At 24.7% G+C, this 23,289-nt stretch carries 22 protein-coding genes and 1 tRNA gene; 11 read left to right on the forward strand and 12 right to left on the reverse strand.

Going from position 1 to position 23,289, the window contains the following annotated elements; genetic code table 11:
• Nucleotides 1-11: 11 nt before the first annotated feature.
• Genes hisB through hisG form a run of 4 tightly spaced genes read right to left on the reverse strand, consistent with a single transcriptional unit; the run spans nucleotide 12 to nucleotide 4,434 of the window.
• On the reverse strand, nucleotides 12-1,181 hold the full coding sequence (gene hisB, locus H0H55_RS01020; RefSeq protein ID WP_185861447.1) for a bifunctional histidinol-phosphatase/imidazoleglycerol-phosphate dehydratase HisB: 1,170 nt from the start codon (nucleotides 1,179-1,181) through the stop codon (nucleotides 12-14).
• Nucleotides 1,181-2,260 carry a histidinol-phosphate transaminase gene (gene hisC / locus H0H55_RS01025; protein WP_185861448.1) on the reverse strand — a complete coding sequence of 360 codons (1,080 nt, stop codon included), beginning with the start codon at nucleotides 2,258-2,260 and terminating at the stop codon, nucleotides 1,181-1,183. Before hisC ends, hisB begins: the two co-directional genes overlap by 1 nt.
• Nucleotides 2,261-2,270: 10 nt before the next feature.
• Nucleotides 2,271-3,566 (reverse strand): histidinol dehydrogenase, encoded by a 1,296-nt coding sequence (hisD, locus tag H0H55_RS01030; protein WP_394798771.1) that lies wholly within the window; start codon nucleotides 3,564-3,566, stop codon nucleotides 2,271-2,273.
• Nucleotides 3,567-3,576: 10 nt separating this feature from the next.
• Complete coding sequence (hisG, locus tag H0H55_RS01035; protein WP_185861450.1) at nucleotides 3,577-4,434, reverse strand: ATP phosphoribosyltransferase; 858 nt, start codon at nucleotides 4,432-4,434, stop codon at nucleotides 3,577-3,579.
• A gap of 157 nt (nucleotides 4,435-4,591) precedes the next feature.
• Between hisG and H0H55_RS01040 the strand changes: the two genes are divergently transcribed.
• Complete coding sequence (locus H0H55_RS01040) at nucleotides 4,592-5,359, forward strand: exodeoxyribonuclease III (protein ID WP_185861451.1); 768 nt, start codon at nucleotides 4,592-4,594, stop codon at nucleotides 5,357-5,359.
• A gap of 10 nt (nucleotides 5,360-5,369) precedes the next feature.
• Here the strand turns inward: H0H55_RS01040 and H0H55_RS01045 are convergent.
• Nucleotides 5,370-5,442, reverse strand: a tRNA-Lys gene (locus tag H0H55_RS01045).
• Nucleotides 5,443-5,492: 50 nt separating this feature from the next.
• Here H0H55_RS01045 and H0H55_RS01050 point away from each other — a divergent pair.
• The 4 genes from H0H55_RS01050 (at nucleotide 5,493) to H0H55_RS01065 (ending at nucleotide 9,203) form a co-directional block, all read left to right on the forward strand.
• Nucleotides 5,493-6,002 carry a shikimate kinase gene (locus tag H0H55_RS01050; RefSeq protein WP_185861452.1) on the forward strand — a complete coding sequence of 170 codons (510 nt, stop codon included), beginning with the start codon at nucleotides 5,493-5,495 and terminating at the stop codon, nucleotides 6,000-6,002.
• A 9-nt stretch (nucleotides 6,003-6,011) separates the two neighbouring features.
• Nucleotides 6,012-7,376 carry a tRNA lysidine(34) synthetase TilS gene (tilS, locus tag H0H55_RS01055; protein WP_185861453.1) on the forward strand — a complete coding sequence of 455 codons (1,365 nt, stop codon included), beginning with the start codon at nucleotides 6,012-6,014 and terminating at the stop codon, nucleotides 7,374-7,376.
• A gap of 82 nt (nucleotides 7,377-7,458) precedes the next feature.
• On the forward strand, nucleotides 7,459-8,529 hold the full coding sequence (gene serC, locus H0H55_RS01060) for a 3-phosphoserine/phosphohydroxythreonine transaminase (protein WP_185861454.1): 1,071 nt from the start codon (nucleotides 7,459-7,461) through the stop codon (nucleotides 8,527-8,529).
• 2 nt (nucleotides 8,530-8,531) lie between these two features.
• Complete coding sequence (locus tag H0H55_RS01065) at nucleotides 8,532-9,203, forward strand: YggS family pyridoxal phosphate-dependent enzyme (protein ID WP_317168409.1); 672 nt, start codon at nucleotides 8,532-8,534, stop codon at nucleotides 9,201-9,203.
• On the opposite strand, the gene trpA is transcribed toward H0H55_RS01065, so the two are convergent.
• Genes trpA through H0H55_RS01100 form a run of 7 tightly spaced genes read right to left on the reverse strand, consistent with a single transcriptional unit; the run spans nucleotide 9,196 to nucleotide 15,568 of the window.
• Entirely contained in the window at nucleotides 9,196-9,969 is a 774-nt protein-coding gene (gene trpA, locus H0H55_RS01070) for a tryptophan synthase subunit alpha (RefSeq protein ID WP_185861455.1), read from the reverse strand. The genes H0H55_RS01065 and trpA overlap by 8 nt on opposite strands.
• Nucleotides 9,953-11,158 (reverse strand): tryptophan synthase subunit beta, encoded by a 1,206-nt coding sequence (gene trpB / locus H0H55_RS01075; protein ID WP_185861456.1) that lies wholly within the window; start codon nucleotides 11,156-11,158, stop codon nucleotides 9,953-9,955. The genes trpA and trpB overlap by 17 nt, the downstream gene beginning before the upstream one ends.
• On the reverse strand, nucleotides 11,155-11,763 hold the full coding sequence (trpF, locus tag H0H55_RS01080; RefSeq protein ID WP_238784174.1) for a phosphoribosylanthranilate isomerase: 609 nt from the start codon (nucleotides 11,761-11,763) through the stop codon (nucleotides 11,155-11,157). Before trpF ends, trpB begins: the two co-directional genes overlap by 4 nt.
• A 16-nt stretch (nucleotides 11,764-11,779) precedes the next feature.
• Nucleotides 11,780-12,574, reverse strand: a complete 795-nt coding sequence (gene trpC, locus H0H55_RS01085) for an indole-3-glycerol phosphate synthase TrpC (RefSeq protein WP_185861458.1) — start codon at nucleotides 12,572-12,574, stop codon at nucleotides 11,780-11,782.
• Nucleotides 12,571-13,569 (reverse strand): anthranilate phosphoribosyltransferase, encoded by a 999-nt coding sequence (trpD, locus tag H0H55_RS01090; RefSeq protein WP_185861459.1) that lies wholly within the window; start codon nucleotides 13,567-13,569, stop codon nucleotides 12,571-12,573. Before trpD ends, trpC begins: the two co-directional genes overlap by 4 nt.
• Before the next feature lie 3 nt (nucleotides 13,570-13,572).
• Nucleotides 13,573-14,151 carry an anthranilate synthase component II gene (locus H0H55_RS01095; RefSeq protein WP_185861460.1) on the reverse strand — a complete coding sequence of 193 codons (579 nt, stop codon included), beginning with the start codon at nucleotides 14,149-14,151 and terminating at the stop codon, nucleotides 13,573-13,575.
• Between the two features lie 7 nt (nucleotides 14,152-14,158).
• On the reverse strand, nucleotides 14,159-15,568 hold the full coding sequence (locus tag H0H55_RS01100) for an anthranilate synthase component I family protein (protein ID WP_185861461.1): 1,410 nt from the start codon (nucleotides 15,566-15,568) through the stop codon (nucleotides 14,159-14,161).
• Nucleotides 15,569-15,848: 280 nt separating this feature from the next.
• Between H0H55_RS01100 and H0H55_RS01105 the strand changes: the two genes are divergently transcribed.
• Genes H0H55_RS01105 through ccoN form a run of 6 tightly spaced genes read left to right on the forward strand, consistent with a single transcriptional unit; the run spans nucleotide 15,849 to nucleotide 23,271 of the window.
• Nucleotides 15,849-17,495: a putative porin gene (locus H0H55_RS01105; RefSeq protein ID WP_238784175.1), complete on the forward strand. Its 1,647-nt coding sequence runs from the start codon at nucleotides 15,849-15,851 to the stop codon at nucleotides 17,493-17,495.
• Between the two features lie 54 nt (nucleotides 17,496-17,549).
• Nucleotides 17,550-18,215, forward strand: a complete 666-nt coding sequence (locus H0H55_RS01110) for a glycoside hydrolase family 73 protein (protein WP_185861463.1) — start codon at nucleotides 17,550-17,552, stop codon at nucleotides 18,213-18,215.
• 38 nt (nucleotides 18,216-18,253) lie between these two features.
• Nucleotides 18,254-18,649, forward strand: coding sequence for a glycine cleavage system protein GcvH (gene gcvH, locus H0H55_RS01115; RefSeq protein WP_202985610.1), 396 nt, complete (start codon nucleotides 18,254-18,256; stop codon nucleotides 18,647-18,649).
• 14 nt (nucleotides 18,650-18,663) lie between these two features.
• Nucleotides 18,664-20,916 carry a heavy metal translocating P-type ATPase gene (locus H0H55_RS01120; RefSeq protein WP_185861465.1) on the forward strand — a complete coding sequence of 751 codons (2,253 nt, stop codon included), beginning with the start codon at nucleotides 18,664-18,666 and terminating at the stop codon, nucleotides 20,914-20,916.
• A 4-nt stretch (nucleotides 20,917-20,920) separates the two neighbouring features.
• On the forward strand, nucleotides 20,921-21,070 hold the full coding sequence (gene ccoS / locus H0H55_RS01125) for a cbb3-type cytochrome oxidase assembly protein CcoS (protein WP_185861466.1): 150 nt from the start codon (nucleotides 20,921-20,923) through the stop codon (nucleotides 21,068-21,070).
• A gap of 8 nt (nucleotides 21,071-21,078) precedes the next feature.
• The gene (gene ccoN, locus H0H55_RS01130; protein ID WP_185861467.1) at nucleotides 21,079-23,271 is read left to right on the forward strand and encodes a cytochrome-c oxidase, cbb3-type subunit I; all 2,193 of its coding nucleotides are present in this window, start codon (nucleotides 21,079-21,081) and stop codon (nucleotides 23,269-23,271) included.
• The last annotated feature ends 18 nt before the right edge of the window (nucleotides 23,272-23,289 follow it).

Genomic DNA, 23,289 nt, shown 5'->3' on the forward strand with positions numbered 1-23,289 from the left:
TTATAAGATATTTACAATATACCTTTTGTACTAGGTATTTGATTATAAGAATTCTTTTGTATTGCCATTTTAATAGCTCTTCCAAAACATTTAAAAATAGATTCTATTTTATGATGATCATTTTTTCCTGTAGCATAAATATGTAAATTACATTTGGCTGATGCGGAAAAAGATTTAAAAAAATGGATAAACATTTCAGTGGAAATTTTTCCTATTCTTTCCCTGAAAAATTTTGCTTTCCAAAATAATTGACTTCTTCCTCCAATATCTAATGCAATTGTAGATAGACTATCATCCATAGGAAGAGAATAGAATCCATAACGTTCTATTCCTTTTTTGTTTCCTAAAGCCCGATAAAAAATTTCACCTAAAGTAATACCAGTATCTTCTATAGTATGATGGTCATCTACATCAAGATCTCCTTTTGTTTGAATATTTAAATCTATAGAACTATGAAATGCTATTTGTTGCAACAGATGATCAAAAAATCTAAGTCCTGTTTGAATATAGGCTCTTCCTTTTCCATAAAGAGAAATAGTAATTTGAACATTTGTTTCTAATGTATTTCGTTGATGAGTCAATTTTTTAGTTGAAACTGATGATAGATATTCATAAATATTTTCCCAGCTATCAGTTGTGAAGGATATTGTTTTTTTGAGATCTTTTTCATCTATACTTGAATAATAATTTTTTTCTTTTTGTGTCAAATTTTTATGATTATGATGATGATTATCTTTAATCCATATGGATTGACATCCTAAATTTTTAGCCAACAAAATATCTGTTAATCTATCTCCAATTACAAAAGATTTAGAAATATTGTAACAATCAGATTTTAAATAATTTTTTAACATTCCTACTCCAGGTTTTCTATTTGGAGACTTTTCTTCTGGAAAAGTTTTATCTATATGTACAGAAAGAAAATTAATACCTTCATTTTTTAAAACATTTAAGATATGATTATGTATAGGCCAAAAAATATGATCAGGAAATTGATCTGTTCCTAACCCATCTTGATTAGTGATCATAACCAAATCGTAATCCAATTCTTGAACAATTTTTGACAAGAAAAATATAACTTTTGGATAAAAATTGATTTTATCAATAGAATCAATTTGATAAGTAGGTGGGTTTTCTCGTATGAGAGTCCCATCTCTATCTAGAAACAATATTTTTTTCATTACATTTTTATTTTAGAGTATTTTTGAATCTGATCTATTAAATACTCATTTTCTTCATGAGTTCCTACTGTAATTCTTAAACAATTATTACATAAAATAATTTTTGAACGATCTCTAACAACTATTTTTTTTTTCATTAAATATTGATAAAGATTTTTAGATGAAAAATTTATTTTTGCTAATAAAAAATTAGCAGAACTAGGATATACTTTTTCTATGATAGGAATTTGATTTAAAGATTTTTGCATATATTCCTTTTCCGCAATAATATTTTTTAAATGAAAAAAAAATAAATCTCTATTATCCAATGCTTGGATAGCTATTTTTTGAGAAATGAGACTAATATTATATGGATATTTTACTTTGTTCATCCATTGAATAATCGATTGAGATGTAATAGCGATTCCTATTCTTAATCCTGCTAATCCCCAAGATTTAGACAGTGTTTGTAGAACAATTAAATTCGGATATTTATCAATTTCTACAGAAAAAGATTTTTGATTTGAAAAATCTATATATGCTTCATCTAAAACGACAATACCTGTAAATTTTTTTATTATAATTTCAATATCTTCTCTTTTGATATCATTTCCAGTAGGATTATTTGGAGAACAAATAAAAATAATTTTACTATGTGGATTTATATTTTTTTCTATTTCATCCAAATTTAATTGATAATTTTCTTCTTTTAGAAAAATTTTTTTTATATCCACTCCATGAATTTTTCCACATACTTCATACATCCCATAAGTAGGGGGAAAAATAATAGCATGATCTATTCCTGGTTGAGAAAAAATACGATAAACTAAATCAATAATTTCGTCACTTCCATTTCCAATAAATATTTGAGATGAAGAAATATTTTTAAATTCGGATATTTTTTTTTTCAATTTTTTTTGCAAAGGATCCGGATATCTATTATAAGAATTAAAAAAAGATAAAGGGGAACCAAAAGAATTTTCATTAGCATCTAAAAAAATATAGTTTTTTTCTTGATTATGTTCTATTCTAGCAGAAATATAAGGGTCCAGATTTAAAATATTATCTCTGATTAGAGAATTCAAATTAAACTTATTCATGCATATACATTTAAAACTCATTTTTTAATCGAATATTGATAGATTTTTTATGTGCTAGTAGTCCTTCCTCAGAAGATAAAATACTGATACATTTTGATAAACTTTTCAATCCTTTTTTAGATATTTTTTGAAAAGTAATCTTTTTTACAAAACTATCTATAGATACTCCACTGTAAAATTTAGCATATCCATATGTAGGAAGGACATGATTCGTTCCAGAAGCATAATCTCCTGCACTGACTGGAGAATAATTTCCTAAAAAAACAGATCCAGCATTAATTACTTTATCCCCCCAATAAGAAGCATTTTTACAATTAATAATCAAATGTTCTGGAGCTATTTTATTAATTAAATTTAAACATTCATTTAAAGAAGAAAAAACGACAATTTTACTTTTTCTCAAAGATTTTTCAACAATATTTTTTTTATTATAAATATCTAAAAATTGTTTTTTTAATTCGTTTTTCACTTCTTTGATCCAAGATTGATTATTTGTAGTAACTACAATAATATAACTTTCTGGATCATGTTCAGATTGGGATAATAAATCAGCTGCAACATATTTAGGGGTAGCATTATTATCAGCCATAATTGCCACTTCTGAAGGACCAGCCGGCATATCTATAGATACCATTCCTTTTTGAGATACAATCTGTTTAGCTATCGTTACATAAGAATTCCCTGGCCCAAATATTTTATATACAGAAGGAATACTTTCTGTTCCATAAGCCATAGCAGCAATAGCTTGAGCTCCTCCTACTTTATAGATTTGTGAAATTCCTACATATTTAGCTGCATATAAAATAGACGGATGAATTTCTCCATTTTTATTTGGCGGAGTACATAAAATAATATTTTTGCATCCTGATAATTTCCCAGGAATTCCTAACATTAGGACAGTAGATAATAAAGGTGCAGATCCTCCTGGTACATAAAAACCAATTTTTTCGATTGGAGTAATTTTTCTCCAACAAGAAACTCCTTTTGATATCTCTATTATAGGCTCCTCATGTATTTGTTCTTGATGAAAATGCTTAATATTATGATATGCAATTTCAATAGATTTTTTTAAACAATTTGAAATTTTGATATCAGCTTGATCAAAATCTTCTTTTGTCACTTGAATAGATTGGACGTCTGTATGATCATACTTTCTTGTATAAGCTTTTAAAGCTACATCTCCATAATTTTTCACGTTTTCAATAATAGGAATTACTAAATTCTTTAATTTAGAAATATCTTGATAATTTCTATTCGAAATAGATTTCCATGTTTCATATGTAGGATGAGTATATACTTGAATCATGTCCATATTTTTATAGTATAATTTTTTCTATGGGAAGTACTAATATATCTTGAGCTCCAAGCGCTTTTAAGTTTTCTATTATTCCCCAAAAATCGTTTTCATTGACCACAGAATGTACAGAACTACATTCTGAATTTGCTAGAGGGAGAATAACTGGACTTTTAATTCCCGGAAGATAAGATATGATTTTTTCTAATTTTTCATTTGGAACGTTTAATAGAATATATTTATTATTTTTGGCTTTTTTTACAGCTCTAATTCGGAATAATAATTTTTCCATAATAATATTTTGTGGAGAACCTAAATTTAGATGTGAAGCTAATACAGCTTCAGATTGAAGAACAGTTTCGACTTCTTTTAATCCATTCATAAAAAGTGTAGATCCACTACTCACTAAATCACAAATACAATCCGCTAATCCTATTCCAGGAGCAATTTCAACTGCTCCAGATATTTCATGAATTTCTGCATTTATATATCTTTTTTTAAAAAATTCCTTAACTAAAAAAGGATAACTTGTTGCAATACGTTTTCCATCTAGATCATTGATTTTGTTGTAATATAAAGACTTAGGAACTGCTATAGAAAGTCTGCATTTTCCAAATCCTAAAGTTTCTTTAATTATTATTCTTTTTCTTTTTTCTAGAAGAACATTTTTTCCTACAATTCCTATATCAGCTACTCCATCTTCTAAATATTGAGGAATATCATCATCTCTAAGGAAAAGTACTTCTAATGGGAAATTAAGAGCTGTTGTTTTTAATTTATCTATTCCAATATTAACTTCAATGCTGCAATCTTTCAGTAATTTTATAGAATCGTCATAAAGACGGCCCGATTTTTGAATAGCTATTTTCAGTTTATCCATAATCCAACACAGGAAAAAATAATAAAAGCTTACTGTTGTAAGCTTTTTAAATTTTAGTGAATCAAAAATTAATATTCATTTTAATGCATAACGCATAACAGCAAATATAAAAACTATTTTGAATATTTTATTAATTACTTTTAAAAATTTGAAAAGAATGAAAATCATCAGTTATAATATAAATGGAATTCGATCTGGAATTCGTAAAGGATTATCTGATTGGATTAAAAAAAATAAACCAGATATTTTATGTTTACAGGAAATAAAAGCTTTTCCAGAACAAATAAATACAAGTATTTTTGATTGTTTGGGTTATAATCATTACTGGTTCCCTGCAAAAAAAAAAGGATATAGTGGCGTAGCTATTTTATGTAAAAAAAAACCGATTCATGTAGAATATGGAATAGGATTAAATTCTGTTGATGAAGAAGGAAGAGTATTACGTATAGATCTAAAAAATATGTCAGTAATTAGTCTTTATATTCCTTCAGGAAATAATATGATGAAAAGATTGAATTTTAAATTTTTTTTTATGAAAAAATTTTTTTTACATATCAAAAAAATAAAAAAAAAATTAAACAATCTCATCATTTGTGGAGATTATAATATTTGTCATCATGAAATAGATATATACGATCCTATTCGAAATCAAAAATTGTCAGGTTTTTTACCTCAAGAAAGAAAATGGATGACTCATTTTATCAATTTAGGATTTATAGATAGTTTTAGAAGTTTAGTGAAAGAACCTCATCATTATAGCTGGTGGAATTATCGTTATAATGCTAAAAAAAATAATAAGGGATGGAGAATTGATTATGCAATGGTAAGTAATTCATTAAAAAAAGAGATCAAAAATGCTTATCTTATGCCTGAAATTCAGTATTCTGATCATTGTCCGGTTGCATTGGAAATTTTCACCATATAAAGAAACGAAATGACCTGACTGGGATTCGAACCCAGGACCCTTACATTAAAAGTGTAATGCTCTACCAGCTGAGCTACCAGGTCTAATATAATAGTTGTTATGAATTTGAACAAATATACTATAATTTTGATTTATGAAAATCAGTTTAATTGGATATATGGGAAGTGGAAAAACAACTATAGGAAAAATGCTATCTAAAAAGTTAAATTTAGAATTTTATGATTTGGATTCCATTCTTGTTGAAAAAAAAAATGATTCTATTTGTAACATTTTTAAGAAAAAGGGAGAATTTTTTTTTAGAAAAAAAGAACATTTTATGTTAAAAAAATTTTTGAAAAAAAAAAATAAATATGTTTTATCAGTTGGAGGAGGAACTCCTTGTTTTTACAAAAACATTTATTTGTTAAATAAATATTCAAATACATTCTATTTAAAAACTGAAAGTTACACTTTATTTAGAAGACTATTTACAGAAAAAAAAACGAGACCTTTAATATCTCATCTATCTAAAAATGAATTATTTCAATTTATCATCAAACATTTATTTAAAAGAGCATATTTTTATGAAAAATCTTTAAACAAAATAAATGTATACAAAAAATCAAAAAATGATATAGTTCAAGAAATCATGAAATCTATTTAATAATTATTTATGAAAATAAAATTATATCATCATTTTTTTTTAGATAAAATTAAAAAATATTTTTTCTCTAATTTAATTAAAAATAAAAAAAGAAAAAAAGTATGTGTAGCTGTAAGCGGTGGATTAGATAGTATGGTTCTTATTAATTTACTACTTGATATTCCTGAAATTGAACCAGAAGTAGCACATTGTAATTTTTCATTAAGAAATAAAGAATCCAATGAGGACGAAATTTTTATAAAAAATTTTTGTGTTCAAAAAAATATAGTATGTCATGTCAAAAAATTTGATACTTTATATTTTTCTAAAAAACATAAATTATCCATACAAATGTCCGCTAGAAAGCTAAGATATGATTGGTTTAAAAAATTGGTAAAAATAAATTCATATGAATATATAGTATTAGGGCATCATTTTGATGATTCTATAGAAACTTTTTTTCTAAATGCTTTTAGGGGGACAGGGATCAAAGGATTGTTAGGAATACCTAAAAAAAATGAAAAATTTATTCGACCTCTTTCTAATTTTACTAAAAAAGAAATTTTACATTATGCAAAAATAAAAAATATTAAATGGAGGTCTGACAGTAGTAATCAAGAAATGAAATATTTAAGAAATAAAATTCGTTCAATTTTATCTACTTTTGATACATTTTATTCGTTTTCTATTCATAATGGATTACAAAAAACTATTAATCATCTTTATGATGAAAATTTTTTAATAGAAAAAAAAATAGAAGAAGTTCGTAAAGAACTTACAATAGAAAAAAAATATGATCCATTTTTTTGGAAAATAAAATGTAAAAATTTTAAAAATTTACAACCTCTGTCTTTTTATTTATTTAAATTATTTTCTCCATATGGATTTAATGATATTAAAAGTATGGAAAATCTTATTGATGCACAATCAGGTAAACAACTTATATCCAAAAACTATCGTATCATTAAAAATAGAAATGATTGGATTTTAATTTCTCATCAATTATTATTAGAAAATAAAAAAAAAACTTATATGATAACGGATTTAAAAGTAGCCAATCAAATATCATTTCCTATTAATATGAAATTTTTTTACAATCCAGAAAAAAAAAATAAAAAAGATCTATTTCTTATAGATTTTAAAAAAATTCAATTTCCATTATTATTAAGAACATGGAGAAAAGGAGATTTTTTTTATCCTTTTAACATGAAAGGAAAAGGAAGAAAAAAATTAAGTAAATATTATAAGGATAAAAAATTTTCTCTTTTAGAAAAAGAAAATACGTGGTTGTTAATTAATGGAAACGGATATATTATTTTAATCATAAAAAATTGTTTAGATAATAGATTCAAAGTGACAGAAAAAACAAAAAAAATATTAGGAATACAAATATAGTTGAGTTATTATCTGTTTCTTTTCAAGATATCAATATCATAGTATTTTTTTTTAATTTTGAAAAGAATTAGTTGTTCTATTTATGAAAGTACATAATTTCAATGCAGGGCCTTCTGTTTTACCAAAAGAAGTTCTTAAAAAATCAGCTCAATCTGTAATAAATTTTAATGATTCCGGATTATCGTTGCTTGAGATTTCTCATAGAAGTATAGATTTTTTAGAAATAATTGAAAAAACTACTCTTTTAGTTAAACGTATTATGAATTTAAATGATGATTATGCTATCTTGTTTCTTCAAGGAGGTGCTACATTACAATTTTCAATGGTTCCATATAATTTAATGAATCAAAAAGCCGCTTATTTAGATACAGGGTTTTGGGCTCATAACGCGATTAAGGAAGCCAAAAAGTTTGGAGAAGTAATAGTGTTATTTTCCGGTAAAAATAAAAATTATACATATATTTCAAAAAATTACCATATTCCATGTGATATGGATTATTTTCATTGTACATCTAATAATACAATCATTGGAACACAAATGAAAATTTTTCCTCAAACATCTACTCCAGTCGTTTGTGATATGTCTTCCGATATTTTGAGTAGAAAATTAGATTTTAGTCAATTCAGTTTAATTTATGCTTCTGCACAAAAAAATATAAGTTCTGCAGGAATGACCATTGTTATAGTAAAAAAGGATATTTTGGGAAAGTTCAAAAAAACTATTCCTTCTTATATGGATTATAAAATTCATATACAAAACAATAGTATTTTAAACACTCCAAATGTTTTTTCTATTTATACTTCTATGTTGACTTTAGAATGGATAGAAAATCAAGGAGGCCTTTCTATTTTAGAAGAACAAAATCAGTATAAAGCTAAACTATTATATGATGAAATAGATAAAAATCATTTATTTGAAAATAAAATACATAAAGAAAATCGTTCTAATATGAATGTTTCTTTTTTTTTAAAAGAAAAAAACTTAGAATTAGAAAAAGAATTTAATAAAATATGTAAAAAAGAGAATATTGTAGGATTAGATGGGCATAGATATCTAGGGGGATATCGTGCGAGTATATATAATGCACTTCCATTAGAAAGTGTTCAATTTCTCATTGAGATTATGAAAAAATTCGAAAAAAAATTTTCGTAAGTATGATGATGAATCACATAATAGAAAATAAATTTTTTGACATAAAAAAACTAATACCAAAGAATACACAAATATTAGTAGTTTCTAAAAATCAAAATTTTTCTAATATAGAGAAATTGTATAGAGTAGGGCATAGAGATTTTGGTGAAAATTATATTCAAGAAATGGTAGAAAAATATAAAAAATTGCCGAAAGACATTCGATGGCATATGATTGGAAGAATTCAAAGTAACAAATTAAAATATATAATACCTTTTATTCATTTAATTCATAGTGTTCAAAATATAAAACAAATTGATATAATCAATAAAATTGCATTAAAATATCAGAAAATCATAAACTGTCTTTTACAGATAAAAATTTGTGATGATAAAAATAAATCAGGAATCACTTATCAAGAAGCTTCTAAAATATTGGAAAATGAAACTTATAAAAAAATGAAAAATGTAAAAATCATAGGGATAATGGGAATGGCCTCTTTTCAAGAAAAATTAACAAAAGTACATGATGAATTCTCATATTTACGTAAAATATATAATGAGTATAAAAATAAATATGGACATTATATTCTTTCTATGGGAATGAGCAGAGATTATAATATAGCTATAAAATATGGAACAACAATTGTTCGATTAGGTACTATGATTTTCGGAAATCGTAAAAAAACTATCTAATAGATTTTATATATTTTGTTACACTTTGATCTAATTTATTTTTATCTAATGATAATGATTGAATAAAAGAACTTCCAATGATTCCTCCATTAGCATACTGACATGATAAATCAAAAGTTTTTTTATCTTTTATGCCAAATCCAATTAATTTTGGAGTATCAATAGATAATTCTTTAATACGTTCGAAAAACGATATTTGTTCCTGTCCAAAAAAATTCATACTACCTGTAGTAGAAACAGAAGAAACTATATATAAAAAACCATCACTAATTTTACTTAACATCAGTATTCTAGATGAATGAGTTTTTGGAGTGATCAAAAATATCATAGACAAAGAATATTTATGAAATATGTTTTGATATTTATTCAAATAAATATCAATAGGAAGATCAGGTAAAATTAGTCCGGAAACACCTGATTCTTTACATCTTTTTAAAAATTTCTTTTGTCCAAATTGATAAAATTGATTATAATATCCCATAAGAATAATAGGAATTTTTATTTCATTTTTAAATTTTTCTATTTGATCAAATAATAAAGAAATATTCATTCCATTATTCAACGAAATTTGATTACTATTTTGTATAATTATTCCATCTGCTAAAGGATCAGAATAAGGGATTCCTATTTCAATTAAATCAACAGAAAGATTTTGCAAAATTTTTACAATTTCCATTGTACTGTTAATATAAGGAAATCCTGCTGTAAAATAAATGCATAATATACTTTTATTTTTATTTTTAAATAAATTATGAATTTGATTCATTATTTTTTAATAATTTAACAAAATATTTATCGTAAATATTAATATCTTTATCCCCTCTTCCAGATAATGTCACAATTACTACATCTTTTTTTTGAATAGGTATTTTTTTTAATGCAGCTAATGCATGTGCACTTTCTAAAGAAGGAATTATACCTTCTGATTGAGTTAACTCATATCCTGCCTGTAAAGCTTCCTCATCTGTAGAAAATAAAAATTTTACACGTTCTTTTACAAATAGATTGGCAAACATAGGTCCAATTCCTGGATAATCTAGACCAGGAGATATAGAATGAGTAGGAAGAACTTGACCATATTGGTCTTGTAAAATCAATGTCATACTTCCATGTAATATTCCTTTAGATCCACAGTGAATAGAAGCAGCTGTTTTTTTTGTTTCAATACCTAATCCAGCTGCTTCTACAGCGATTAGATATACAGAATCGTTGTCAAGAAAATGATAAAATGATCCTGCAGCATTGCTTCCTCCTCCTATACAGGACACTACATAATTAGGAAAAGAAAATCCTTCTACCTCTTTTAATTGTATTTTAATTTCTTCACTAATAATAGATTGAATATCTGCTACCATTTGAGGATAAGGATGAGGACCTACTGTGGAACCTATTAAATAATAACTTTCTGGATGATTGATCCAATAACGAATAGCTTCATTGACAGCATCTTTTAACGTTTTACTTCCACTATAAACTGGACTAACTTCAGCTCCAAGAGATTTCATTCTGATGACGTTACTATATTGACGTTGCATATCTATTTCTCCCATAAAAATTATGCATTTTAAATCCATTAATGCACAAATAGTAGCAGTCGCTACTCCATGTTGTCCAGCCCCTGTTTCTGCAACTATCCTTTTTTTTCCCAATTTTCTAGCTAATAAAGCTTGACCTATAGCATTATTTATTTTATGAGATCCTGTATGATTTAAATCTTCTCTTTTAAGATAAATTTTAGCATTGTATTGATTAGAATACTTTTTACTAAAAAATAAAGGAGAAGGTCTCCCTACATAATTTTTTAATAATTCTTTATACATTTTTTGATATTCATAGCTTGTAATCAGTTTTTTGTATTTACATTGTAATTCTTTTATATGATGATATAACATTTCAGGTATAAAAGCCCCTCCAAATTCTCCATAATATCCATTTTTATCTACAAAAAATTTCATAAACTTCTTATTTTTTTCATAAATATATTTAACTTGATACTGTTCTTTTTTCCTGGAAAAATTTCAAATCTACTATTAACATCTATTCCAAACATTTTAGGATGAAAAAAATTTTTGATTTGATCAAAATCTTCCATTCCAATACCTCCACTTAAGAAAAATGGAACATGAAAAGTGTATTCATCAAGTTTTTTCCAGCAAAATTTTTTCCCACTTCCTCCATAATGAATTGTATGACTATCAAATAAAAAATAAGTACAAAAAGGAATATAATCTATAGTTTCTTGATTAAAAGAAAATAGATTATCTATCCTAAAACTTTTAATTAATTTTAACCCTTTTTGAAATAATTTTTCACAATAAGAAGGACTTTCTGTCCCATGTAATTGAACAATATCTAATTTATGTTTCTTTACTATTTTCAATATATTTTCTTCTGATTCATTCACAAAAACACCTACTTTTAATATTTTTTGTTTAAATTTTGGCATAATAAAATTGAAACCTACAAACCTTGGAGAATGAGGATAAAATATAAAACCTATAAAATCAGGTAACAAATCAGATATTTTTTGTATTTTGAATTTTATTCCGCATATTTTCATTTTTATAGATCTCATATCATATTTTTTCCTTCCCTTCCAAGGAATCTATAAGGTTCTTACAGGTTTTTCCAGGATCTTTTTCTTTCATAAAATATTCTCCAATTAAAAAACCTTTGAATCCTTGTTTTTTTAATTCTAATATATGATTCACGTTATTGATTCCACTTTCTGCAATCTTCACATAATCATTAGGGATTTTTGAAGATAATTTGAAACAATTATTATAATCTACAATAAAAGTTTGCAAATTTCTGTTATTAATTCCTATAATATCAAAATTATCTGTTATCTTATCTATTTCAAATTCATTATGAATTTCAATCAAAACTTCTAAACCAATACTTTTTGAAAGTTGATAAAAATTAAATATCTGATTTTTAGAAAGAATTCCCGCTATTAATAAAATAATATCAGCTCCGATAGATTTAGATTCTATAATTTGGTATTCATCGATAATAAAATCTTTTCTTAATATAGGAATAGAAACTATAGAACGTGATTTTTTTAAATCTTCGTTTTTTCCAGAGAAAAAGTGTTCATCTGTAAGAATAGATATTCCACTAACTCCTGATAATTCATAATCCTTAACTACTTTTTCTACAAATATTGTATTATTAATAATTCCTTTAGATGGAGATTTACATTTAAATTCTGCAATGATACCCGTATGACTTTGATTTATATTTTTTACCAGAGAAAAAGTTTTTTCTTGAAAAAAAGAACTAGATTCTAATTTTTTTATAGGAGATACAATTTTCTTGTTATAGACCTCTTTTCTTTTTATAGATATAATTTGGTCAAGAATATTCATAAGCTTAATAATTTTTTTAGAATATTCTTTGCTTTTCCACTTTTTAGTGAACGTTTTGCTTTATCATAATTATTTTCAAGACTATCTTGATTTAATAAACTTAATGCAAATGTAGCGTTTGTTAAAACAACTTCATTTTGAGAGAAAGTCCCCTCTCCAGATAAAACATTGATAAATATACGGATATTTTCTTCTGTATTTTTTCCTCCTTTTAATTCTTTTGGATTAATTATAATTTTTTTCTTTCCCATTTCTAATTCTTCTATAGAATAAAATTGTTCACCTTTTTGCGTATAACATTTGAATCCACTAGTAAGTGTGATTTCATCATATCCATCTAAACTATGAACAATAGCATAATTTTTATTTGTATTTTGGTACATATAATAATATATTCTTGCTAATTCTAAATTATTGACACCTAATAATTGATTTTTTGGTTTTCCTGGATTTAATAATGGACCAAGCGTATTAAAAATAGTTCTGACTCCTAATTCTTTTCTGACTACAGATATAGTCCCTAATATAGGGTGAAATATCGGAGCATGTAAATAACAAATTCCTACTTTATCTAATTGGTTTTTTAAATTTTCTTCTTTGTTAGTAAAATGATATCCCAATCCTCTTAATATATTTGAAGAACCAGTAATAGAAGAAGAACTAAAACTGCCATGTTTTATTACTTTTTCTCCTGCTCCTGCTACAATAAAACATGCTAAAGTAGAAATATTAAAAGTATTTTTTTCATCCCCGCCTGTTCCTACAATGTCAATTGCATTAAATTCTGTAAGATTAACTTTTATGGATAGTTCCATTATAGCTTGTTTAAATCCTATTATTTCTTCTAAAGTAGGAGATCTCATATTATATATAGTGATTATAGCTATAATTTGTGTTGGACTCATTTTTCCTTTTGATAATTCTAAAAATAGATTCTTTGCTTCTTGTTTTTTCAGTGTTTTTTCTAAAAAAAGATTTTTTAGTATTTGTTTCATAATTTAACTTAAATTCAACCAATTATCTATAATTTTTTCTCCATATGGAGTTAAAATAGATTCTGGATGAAATTGGACCCCACGTACATCGTAAAATTTATGACGTAATGCCATAATTTCTCCTTTATTTCCAATAGCTGTGATCTGAAGTTCGTCAGGAAAATTTTTTTGAGATATAATCCAAGAATGATAACGTCCAACTTTAATTTTTTTAGGTAATTTTTGAAATAAAATTTCTTTTGGATCTACTATTTGAATCAAACTAGATATTCCATGATAAACTTTTTTTGTATTGATAAGAGTAGCTCCAAATACTTCTCCTATTGCTTGCTGTCCTAAACAAACTCCAAAAATACTTTTAGTAGATGCAAAAGTTTTCACTAAAGATTTTAAAATATGTGCTTCATCAGGAATTCCAGGTCCTGGAGAAAGAATAATTTTATTATATTTTTCTATATCTGAAAGTTGAATCTCATTATTTCTAGATACTTGTATAGAATTTTTTGTCGATTTTTTGACAGCATGAACAAGATTATAAGTAAAGGAATCATAATTATCCAAAATCAGTATTTTTTTTTTCATAATACTTTCATATGTTTTTAGCTAATTCGATAGACTTCAATAAGGCCATAAGTTTGTTATTTACTTCTTCCAATTCTTTTTCTTCTTTAGAATTGGATACAATACCTGCGCCAGCTTGAAAAAATAGGATATTATTTTTACTTACAAAAGAACGAATAATTATCGCCGTGTTAATACAAGAATTATTTAATCCAAAAAAACCAATTGCTCCTCCATATACTCCTCTATTTTGATTTTCAATTTGATCGATTAATTCCATAGCTTTATACTTAGGTGCACCAGAAAGAGTTCCTGCAGGAAAAGAATCTCCAAATACTTTTATAATTGATATATTCTTTTCTATTTTTCCAGACACTTTAGACACCATGTGTAATACATGAGAAAAAATTTGAATTTCTTTAAATTCTTCTACTTTTACATTATAAGAATTTTTACTAAGATCATTTCTTGCTAAATCTACTAACATAACATGTTCTGCATTTTCTTTCGGATCATTTTCTAGGGTTTCTGAAAGTTTTTTATCCTGTTCTTTATTTCCTGATCTTCGTATTGTTCCTGCTATCGGATTAATATAAGCTATTTGATTATGAATAATAAGTTGTGATTCTGGAGAAGATCCAAACAATTTATAATTTCCATAATCAAAATAAAAGAGATACGGAGAAGGATTTATAAATCGTAAAGCACGATATACATTAAATTCATCTCCTTTAAACTTTTGTTGAAACTGACGAGATAACACAATTTGAAAAACATCTCCACGTAAACAGGCTTTGATTCCTAAAGATACCATTTTTTTATACTCCATATCTGTTACATTTGAATGACGATTTCCAACAGATTTAAATGAGAAAGATGTAAAATTTTTCTTTTTGATTAATTCAATTAATTGATTGATATAAGTTTTTTTTTCAAAATCATGGAATTGATGTTCTATTAAATAGATTTCATGATGAAAATGATGAAATACGATTAAATTTTTATAAAAACCGAACCGTATTTGTGGAAGATTATATATTTCTTTAATTGTAGAATTAAATTGAATATTTTCAAAATGTTGAATGCTATCATAAGATATATATCCATATAATCCTGAATAATCAATAGTTATATTTTTATTTTCAAATTTTGAAAAAAAATCCTCAATTAAAATTTTTATATCTAATTTTTCATTTATAAAAATGTGTTTGTGAACACTGTTAGGATATGATATTCTCAATACATTTTTATCTAAAATAAGTTCAGAAATAGGATTAAGACAAAGAATAGAGAAATTTTTTTTTGAAAATTGATAATCAGAAGATTCTAATAATAACGGATTAGGAAAAACATCTCTTAATTTTAAATATAATTCTATTGGTGTAGTACTATCAGCTAAAATTTTTTTCTGAATAGTTCTAAAATTAAATTTGAACATGATTTATGGTATTTTGACATTATAAAAAAAGGCCGTCACAAAGACAAGCCTCAAAAATATTGTCAACACAATACTTTAATTGAAGAATACCATTTACTACTTGAGAAATGACATTTACATCATGCAAATATAAATAAATTTTTTTCTATTTATTTTAATAAATAGTGCATAATTCGATTATATGAAAATATTTATTTTTACTTTCTTTATTTTTTTTATCTATAATTCATGCATCTATACATGCATCTGTAACAGTATAGATGAAAAAAAAATAAATCAAATGCATATTGACGAAAAAGAAAATGATAAATTTTATCATCCTACTTTTCAAGATTATAAATATTGGACAGAAGAAATGAATATAAAAAAAACTTTTTTAGAAAAATCTTTTTCTATAAAAAAATATTATTCTCAAAATTTTTTAAAAAATGATGATATAAGTTTTTTTTCCAGAAATGGAAAAGACTTTCTTATTATTAGAGATGAAAAATTTATGAAAGGAAATTTTAATCAAAATATGCAAAAAAATATCTTTTTTTTTCAAGATCCTTTTTTTTATCGAGAAAAAATTCAATATTATGATGTAAAAACTCCTATTTCAGAAATTTTTTATATAAATAATTCTTTTAATGGAGAAAAAATATTAAGTGCTTTTTTTTCTAAAAATTTTAATGAAAAAATTAACTATTCTATAGAATATAGAAATTCTAATTTAAAAAATAAAATAAAAAAAAGTAAAGATTTAATATTAACTACCTTGAATTATCAAGATCATGATAATTATAAATTGTGGGGACATTATATTTATCAAAAATTTGAAACAAAAGAAAAAGAAAAAATCCCAAAATGGGATATAATGAATTACAAAAATGTTTTTTTTAATTATAAAAAATTAGTTCATAGCAGATTTTATATAAATTTCATTCAAAAAATATTTTCTTTTAAAGAAAGATCGATATGTTTAAAAAATTATGTGGAATATGAAAAATATTTTATAAACTATTCATTTTATGATTCTTATATATTTCATAATTTTGAAAAAAAAACAATGAATCATTTTTATTTGAGAAATGGTTTATTTTTAATTTTCAATCAAAAAAAAATAAATATAGAAGTAGGATCTATTTTTGATAAAATACATTATCAATTATTGAGTGCAAATGATTTTAAAAATAAATATATCAATAATTTATCCATACAAACTAAAGTAAATTATCCTATTAGTAATGTTTTGAATTTCTATTCAAATGGAAAATGGATTATCGGAAATGGAAATAAAAACATTAATTATCAAACTGATATTATGTTAAATACTTTTTTATTTTCAAAATTTTTGTTTTTAACTCGATTGAATATTGATAACATCAAAAATGATCAAAATATCAATCAAAAAAAAACAATAGATTTTTCTTTAAGTTCTGAACATGGAGATAAATATTCTATTTTTATATCTAGATTAAATCATTTTTCAATGAAAAAAATTTATTCATATGGATTTAAAATTCAAACCACACATGAAATATCAAAATTTGAATTAAATAATATTTTTTTCTATCACAAGTGTAATGATAATCCATTAATTTTTTCTATTCCAAATTTTTTATCTAAAAATACAATTTTTTATAAAAATAATTATTTTAATCAAGCTTTATTTATACAAACAGGTTTTTCTTTTCATTATTTTAGTAATCCTAAAAAAATTTCTTATCCTTTTGATTTTCAAAGTTTTTTTTTAGAAAAAGAGTATCTTCCTATTGAAGGGAAAATTTCAAAAACTTATTTTTTAGATTATTTTTTCAATTTTAAAATATATAGAACTATATTTTACTTTAATATTCACAATATAGATACAGAATTTATTTCTAATCCTCATAATCCTCATAGGATATTTATTAAAACTGGTTTCGTTTGGAATCTTTTTACTTAAATTATAAAAATATATCTGTAAAAAACGTAATTTTATTTATCGAAAGTTAATAAAATGAATAAATTTTTTTATTTTGTATTATTATTTTTGATGTCATCATTTTACTTTTTACAAAAAGTACAAGGAAAAAATAAAAAAGAAATAGAAAATGTCATTGAATATGTGAAGAAATATGCTGTTTTTGCTATTGAAGAAATGGAAAAATTTGGAATTCCAGCTAGTATTAAATTAGGTCAAGGTATTTTAGAATCTTCTGTTGGAAACAGTTCTTTATCAAAAGCTACAAATAATCATTTTGGAATTAAATGCGGTAAAAATTGGATGGGTGACATTTATTATCATGATGACGATCTTCCAAAAGAATGTTTTCGAAAATATAATTCTGTGGAGGAATCTTTTCATGATCACTCTAAATTTTTACAACAACCACGTTACTCAAAACTGTTTGATCTTAAAAAAAATGACTATCAAGCTTGGGCAGAGGAATTAAAAAAAGCAGGTTATGCTACATCCTTAAATTATGCGAATTTATTAATTGATCAGATTGAGAAATACTATTTATGGAAATTTGATCAAAATGCTACTTGTAGCATGGAAAAGAGAATTAACCAATATTTAAATTATATACAAAAACAGAAAAATCAGAATTTTTTTTTCAAAATATTTAATGATAAAATACGTTTTTTTATAAAATTTTTTTCAAAAAAAAAAGTTACATGATCTAATTATGCTTAGAATTAAAATTTTTTAATATGAACCTGAACCCTAGTAATTTAAGATATAGTAAAAACCATGAGTGGATAGGAATCCAGAACGAAAAAAATGAAGCTTATATAGGGATTACACACTTTGCCCAAAATGAGTTAGGAGATATTGTTTATTTAGATGTTGAAAATTCAATAATAGGAAAAAAAATCAAATCAAATAATTCATTTGGAACAATAGAAGCGGTTAAAACTGTTTCAGATTTATTCATGCCTGTTTCAGGTTTTATTATTGAAATTAATAAAAAATTGTTATCTCATCCAGAATTGATTAACGAAAGTTCTTATCATGAAGGATGGATTATACGAATAAAAATTATAGATATCGAAGAATACAGAAAATTAATGTCTTTGAATGAATACGAAAAATATATACAAAAATCAAAATAATCAAGAAATAAAATATGAAAAGAAAGAAAATTTTTGATTTTCTTGATGATGAAAAGATTGCAGATCAAATAATTGATTTTAATCATAAAAATATTACCACAGTTCGTTTTTTAATTCCTGCTATTCACTGTAATTCTTGTGTTTTAATTTTAGAAAAATTACCTCAAACACATAAATACATTTATGATTCTATTGTTGATTTTTCCAGTAAACAAGTTTGGATTACATTCAATAATATTGAATATAAATTAAGTGATATAGCTAAATTGCTTCATAATATGGGATATCATCCATCTATTAATTGTGAATCAATAGATAAAAGAAAAAATCATACCAATTTATTTGATAGAAAATTAATAGGAAAATTGGCTATTTCTTTTTTCTGTTTTGGAAATATTATGCTTTTAGCAATACCAGAATATGTAGGTGCTCAACAAGAAGATCTATGGTTTGTGGAAAACCGTAATTTTTTTCGTTATTTAATGGTGATTTTATCTTTACCTGTAGTAATATTCTCTTTTTATGATCATATCAGATATGCTGTATTAGGATTAAAAAAACATATTTTAAATATGGATGTTCCAATTTCTATTGGAATATTAGTTCTTTTTTTATGGAGTTGTTATGAAATATTCTGTGATTTAGGTTCAGGATATTTTGATAGTCTTTCTAGTTTTTCATTGTTTTTACTTTTGAGTAAAATATTTCAAATACATACTCATAATGAAATTTTATCTTTTGATAAAAATTATAAATCTTTTTATCCAATTCTAATTACAAAAATACATAATGAAAAAGAAGAGAAAATTTTACTTTCTTCTTTAAAAAAAGGAGATTTAATTTTAATCAGAAATGAAGAAATTATTCCCGCTGACTCTGTATTAATGAAAGGAAATGCTATACTAGATAATAGTTTTATAACAGGAGAGTCTTATTTAATTAATAAAAAAATAGGAGAAAAAATTTACGCTGGTTCTAAACAAAAAGGAGAAGCGATTCTTGTTAAAGTGATCAAAAATATAGATCATAGTTATTTAAGTTTGTTATGGAATAAGAGTAAATCTAATCAACTTTTTCAAAAAAAATTATTTTATTTGAATTCCATATCTGCTAAATTTAGTCAGTATTTCACTCCTATAATATTAATAATAACTTTGTTAACTGGAATATACTGGTCTTTCAGTAAAGATGTTTTAAAAATTTTTCATACAGTTTTTTCCGTTTTGATTATTACTTGTCCTTGTTCTTTAGTACTTTCTACTCCACTCATTTTTGGAAATATCATACGTTTTTTTTCAAAAAAAGGTTTTTATATCAAAGATATTTATACAATGGAAAGAATTTCTTTAGTGAAAACCTTGATTTTTGATAAAACTGGGACTATAACTGATCCAAATAAAGAAAAAATATATTTTATAGGGAAAATAAAAGATGAAGAAAAAAAAATTATAGCTTCTTTACTAAGAAATTCAAGTCATCCTTTAAGCCAAAAAATATTATTAGAATTATCTGTAAACATAAAAGATCTTTATCCTTTAAAAAATTTTAAAGAAATCATAGGTAAAGGATTAGAAGGTATTATAAAAAATATACCAGTTAAAATTGGTTCTTCAAAGTATTTAGGCATTAAAAGACAAATAATTAATGAAAATGAAATCAATCAAACAACAGTTTATGTTTCTATAAATAATAAATTTTTAGGTTATTTTGTATTCAGAAATTACTATCGAAAGGGAATAAAAAAAATGTTCAAAAATTTAAAAGAATATAAAATTTTTATTCTTTCTGGAGATCATAATGATTTAGAAAAAAAATACTTAGAATCAATTTTACCAAAATCAAGTAAAGTTTTTTTCAATCAAAGTCCAGAAGACAAATTAAATTATGTTAAAAAATTGCAAAAAAAAGGAGAAAAAATTCTTATGTTTGGAGATGGGATCAATGATTGTTCCGCATTAAATCAAAGTGAAGTAGGAATTGCTGTATCAGAAAATCCAAGTAGTTTTTTTCCAAGTTGTGACGCTTTTATACAATCTAATTGTTTGAATAAAATTTTTTTATTTTTGAAAATATCTAGAATATCTACAAAATTAGTATTTATCAATTTTATGATTAGTTTATTTTACAATAGTATAGGAATTTTGTTTGCAACTACCGGAAATTTAAAACCTTTTATAGCTGCTATTTTAATGCCTTTAAGTTCTTTTTCTGTTATTTTTTTTTCTATTATATCTACTTGGATTGTTTCACGAAAATTAACATTTTAGTTTTATGGATATATTAATTATTATGATATTGTCTAGTATTTCTTTAGGAGCTCTCTTTCTTATATTTTTTTTAATCAGTCTTTTTTACGGACAATTTGATGATTATGAATCTTCTTCTATTAGAATTTTCATTGATGATATTGAAAAAAATTAAATTTTCTCATGAAACTAAAAACATATTATTACAATAACAGGATTGTAAAAGCTTTTTTATATGCTACAATATTTTGGGCTTTTGTTGGATTTTTAGCTGGATTATTTGTAGCTATATTATTATTTCTTCCTGAAGTTCCTGAATTGTTTTTTGGTCATAGACTCAAGGATTCTCAAGGTATGATGGGTTTTGGAAGATGGAGGATGTTACATACTAGTACTGCTATTTTTGCTTTTGTAGGGAATATTATTTTTACGGGTTATTATTATGCTTTACAACGTTTGTTAAAAACAAGGATTTTTAGTGATATCCTCAGTTGGATTCATTTTTGGGGATGGCAAATATTTATCGTTTCTACTTGGATCACTTTTTTATTGGGAATTAATACTAGCAAGGAATATGCTGAACATGAATGGCCTATAGATATAGGAATACTGATTATTTGGATTATTTATGGTGTTAATATGATTGGAAGCATTTTAAAAAGAAAAATTCAACATTTATATGTAAGTATTTGGTTTTTATTAGGAACATGGGTAGCTGTCGGGATGTTACATGTATTTAATAATCTTGAACTTCCTATATCTCTTTTATCTTTTAAAAGTTATTCGATATATGCTGGAGTACAAGATGCTTTAATGCAATGGTGGTATGGGCACAATGCCGTTGCTTTTATTTTAACTACACCTATATTGGGTTTAATGTATTACTTTGTTCCAAAAGCATCTCATCAACCTATTTTTTCTTACAAACTTTCCATTATACATTTTTGGTCATTGATATTTATATACATTTGGGCAGGCCCTCATCATTTAATGTACACCTCTCTTCCTAATTGGGCTCAAATGTTAGGAACTATTTTTTCAATTATGTTAATTGCTCCTTCTTGGGGAGGGATGTTAAATGGATTGCTTACTTTAAGAGGGGCTTGGGATAAAATGAAAACTAATCCTATTTTGAAATTTTTTGTAGTAGGAATTACTTGTTATGGAATGGCGACTTTTGAAGGACCAATGTTAGCGACTAAAACTTTAAATTCTATAGGACATTTTACAGATTGGGTTATAGCACATGTTCACTTAGGGACTTTAGGATGGAATGGTTTTATGGCTTTTGGAATCATATATTGGTTAACTCAAAAAATATGGAATACAAAGTTATATTCTACATCATTGGCTAATGTTCATTTTTGGTTAGGTTGTATTGGTATCATTTTATACATATTTCCTATGTATTTTGGATCTATTTTACAATCTATGATGTGGAAAAAATTTAATCCTGATGGAACTTTAGCTTATAAAAATTTTTTAGATTCTGTTTTATACATCATTCCATTTTATAAAATACGATTTTTAGGTGGAATAATTTACTTTTTAGGTTTTATTTTAATGATTTTTAATATTTTTAAAACAATTAGAAAAGGTTATTCATTCGATAATGAAAAATTTCAATTTTATCCATTAAATTATACGAAAAATAAAGAAAAAAAGGAGACATTTCATGCATGGTTAGAAAAAAAACCAATACAACTAACGATTCTTTCCTTTATAGCAATAGCTATTGGAGGATTTATAGAAATTATACCTACTTTAGTCATTAAATCTAATGTTCCTACGATTCATAATGTAAAACCTTATAAAGCTCTAGAATTAGAAGGTAGAGATTTATTTGTAAGAGAAGGATGTAATGCTTGTCACAGTGCACAAGTTCGTCCATTTAGAGATGAAGTAGTACGTTATGGAGAGTATTCCAAAGCTGGAGAATTTGTATATGATCATCCATTTCTTTGGGGATCTAAACGAACAGGTCCAGATTTAGCTAGAGAAGGAGGAAAAAATCCAAATTCTTGGCATTTTAATCATATGTATAATCCTCGTTCTACTTCTCACGGATCAATTATGCCAAGATATCCTTGGTTAATTTATAATAAATTAGATAGATCTAATACGGAAAAAAAAATGCAAGCAATGGTAAAATTAGGAGTTCCATACACTTTAAAGTATATTAAAAATGTTCATAAAGATATGGATCTTCAGGCGAATAAAATTGTATCTGACATTTATAAAGAATATCCAAATTTAAAAAAGGAAATAGATAAACAAAAAAAAGTAGAAAAAGAAAGATTTGTTCCATTAGAAAAAAGAGAAATTATAGCTATTATTGCTTATTTACAACGATTAGGTACAGATATAAAATCTTAATCTTAACATATAATAAAA

Origin of the sequence: Blattabacterium cuenoti (genome assembly GCF_014251795.1) — a bacterium.
Lineage (GTDB): Bacteria > Bacteroidota > Bacteroidia > Flavobacteriales > Blattabacteriaceae > Blattabacterium > Blattabacterium cuenoti_AB.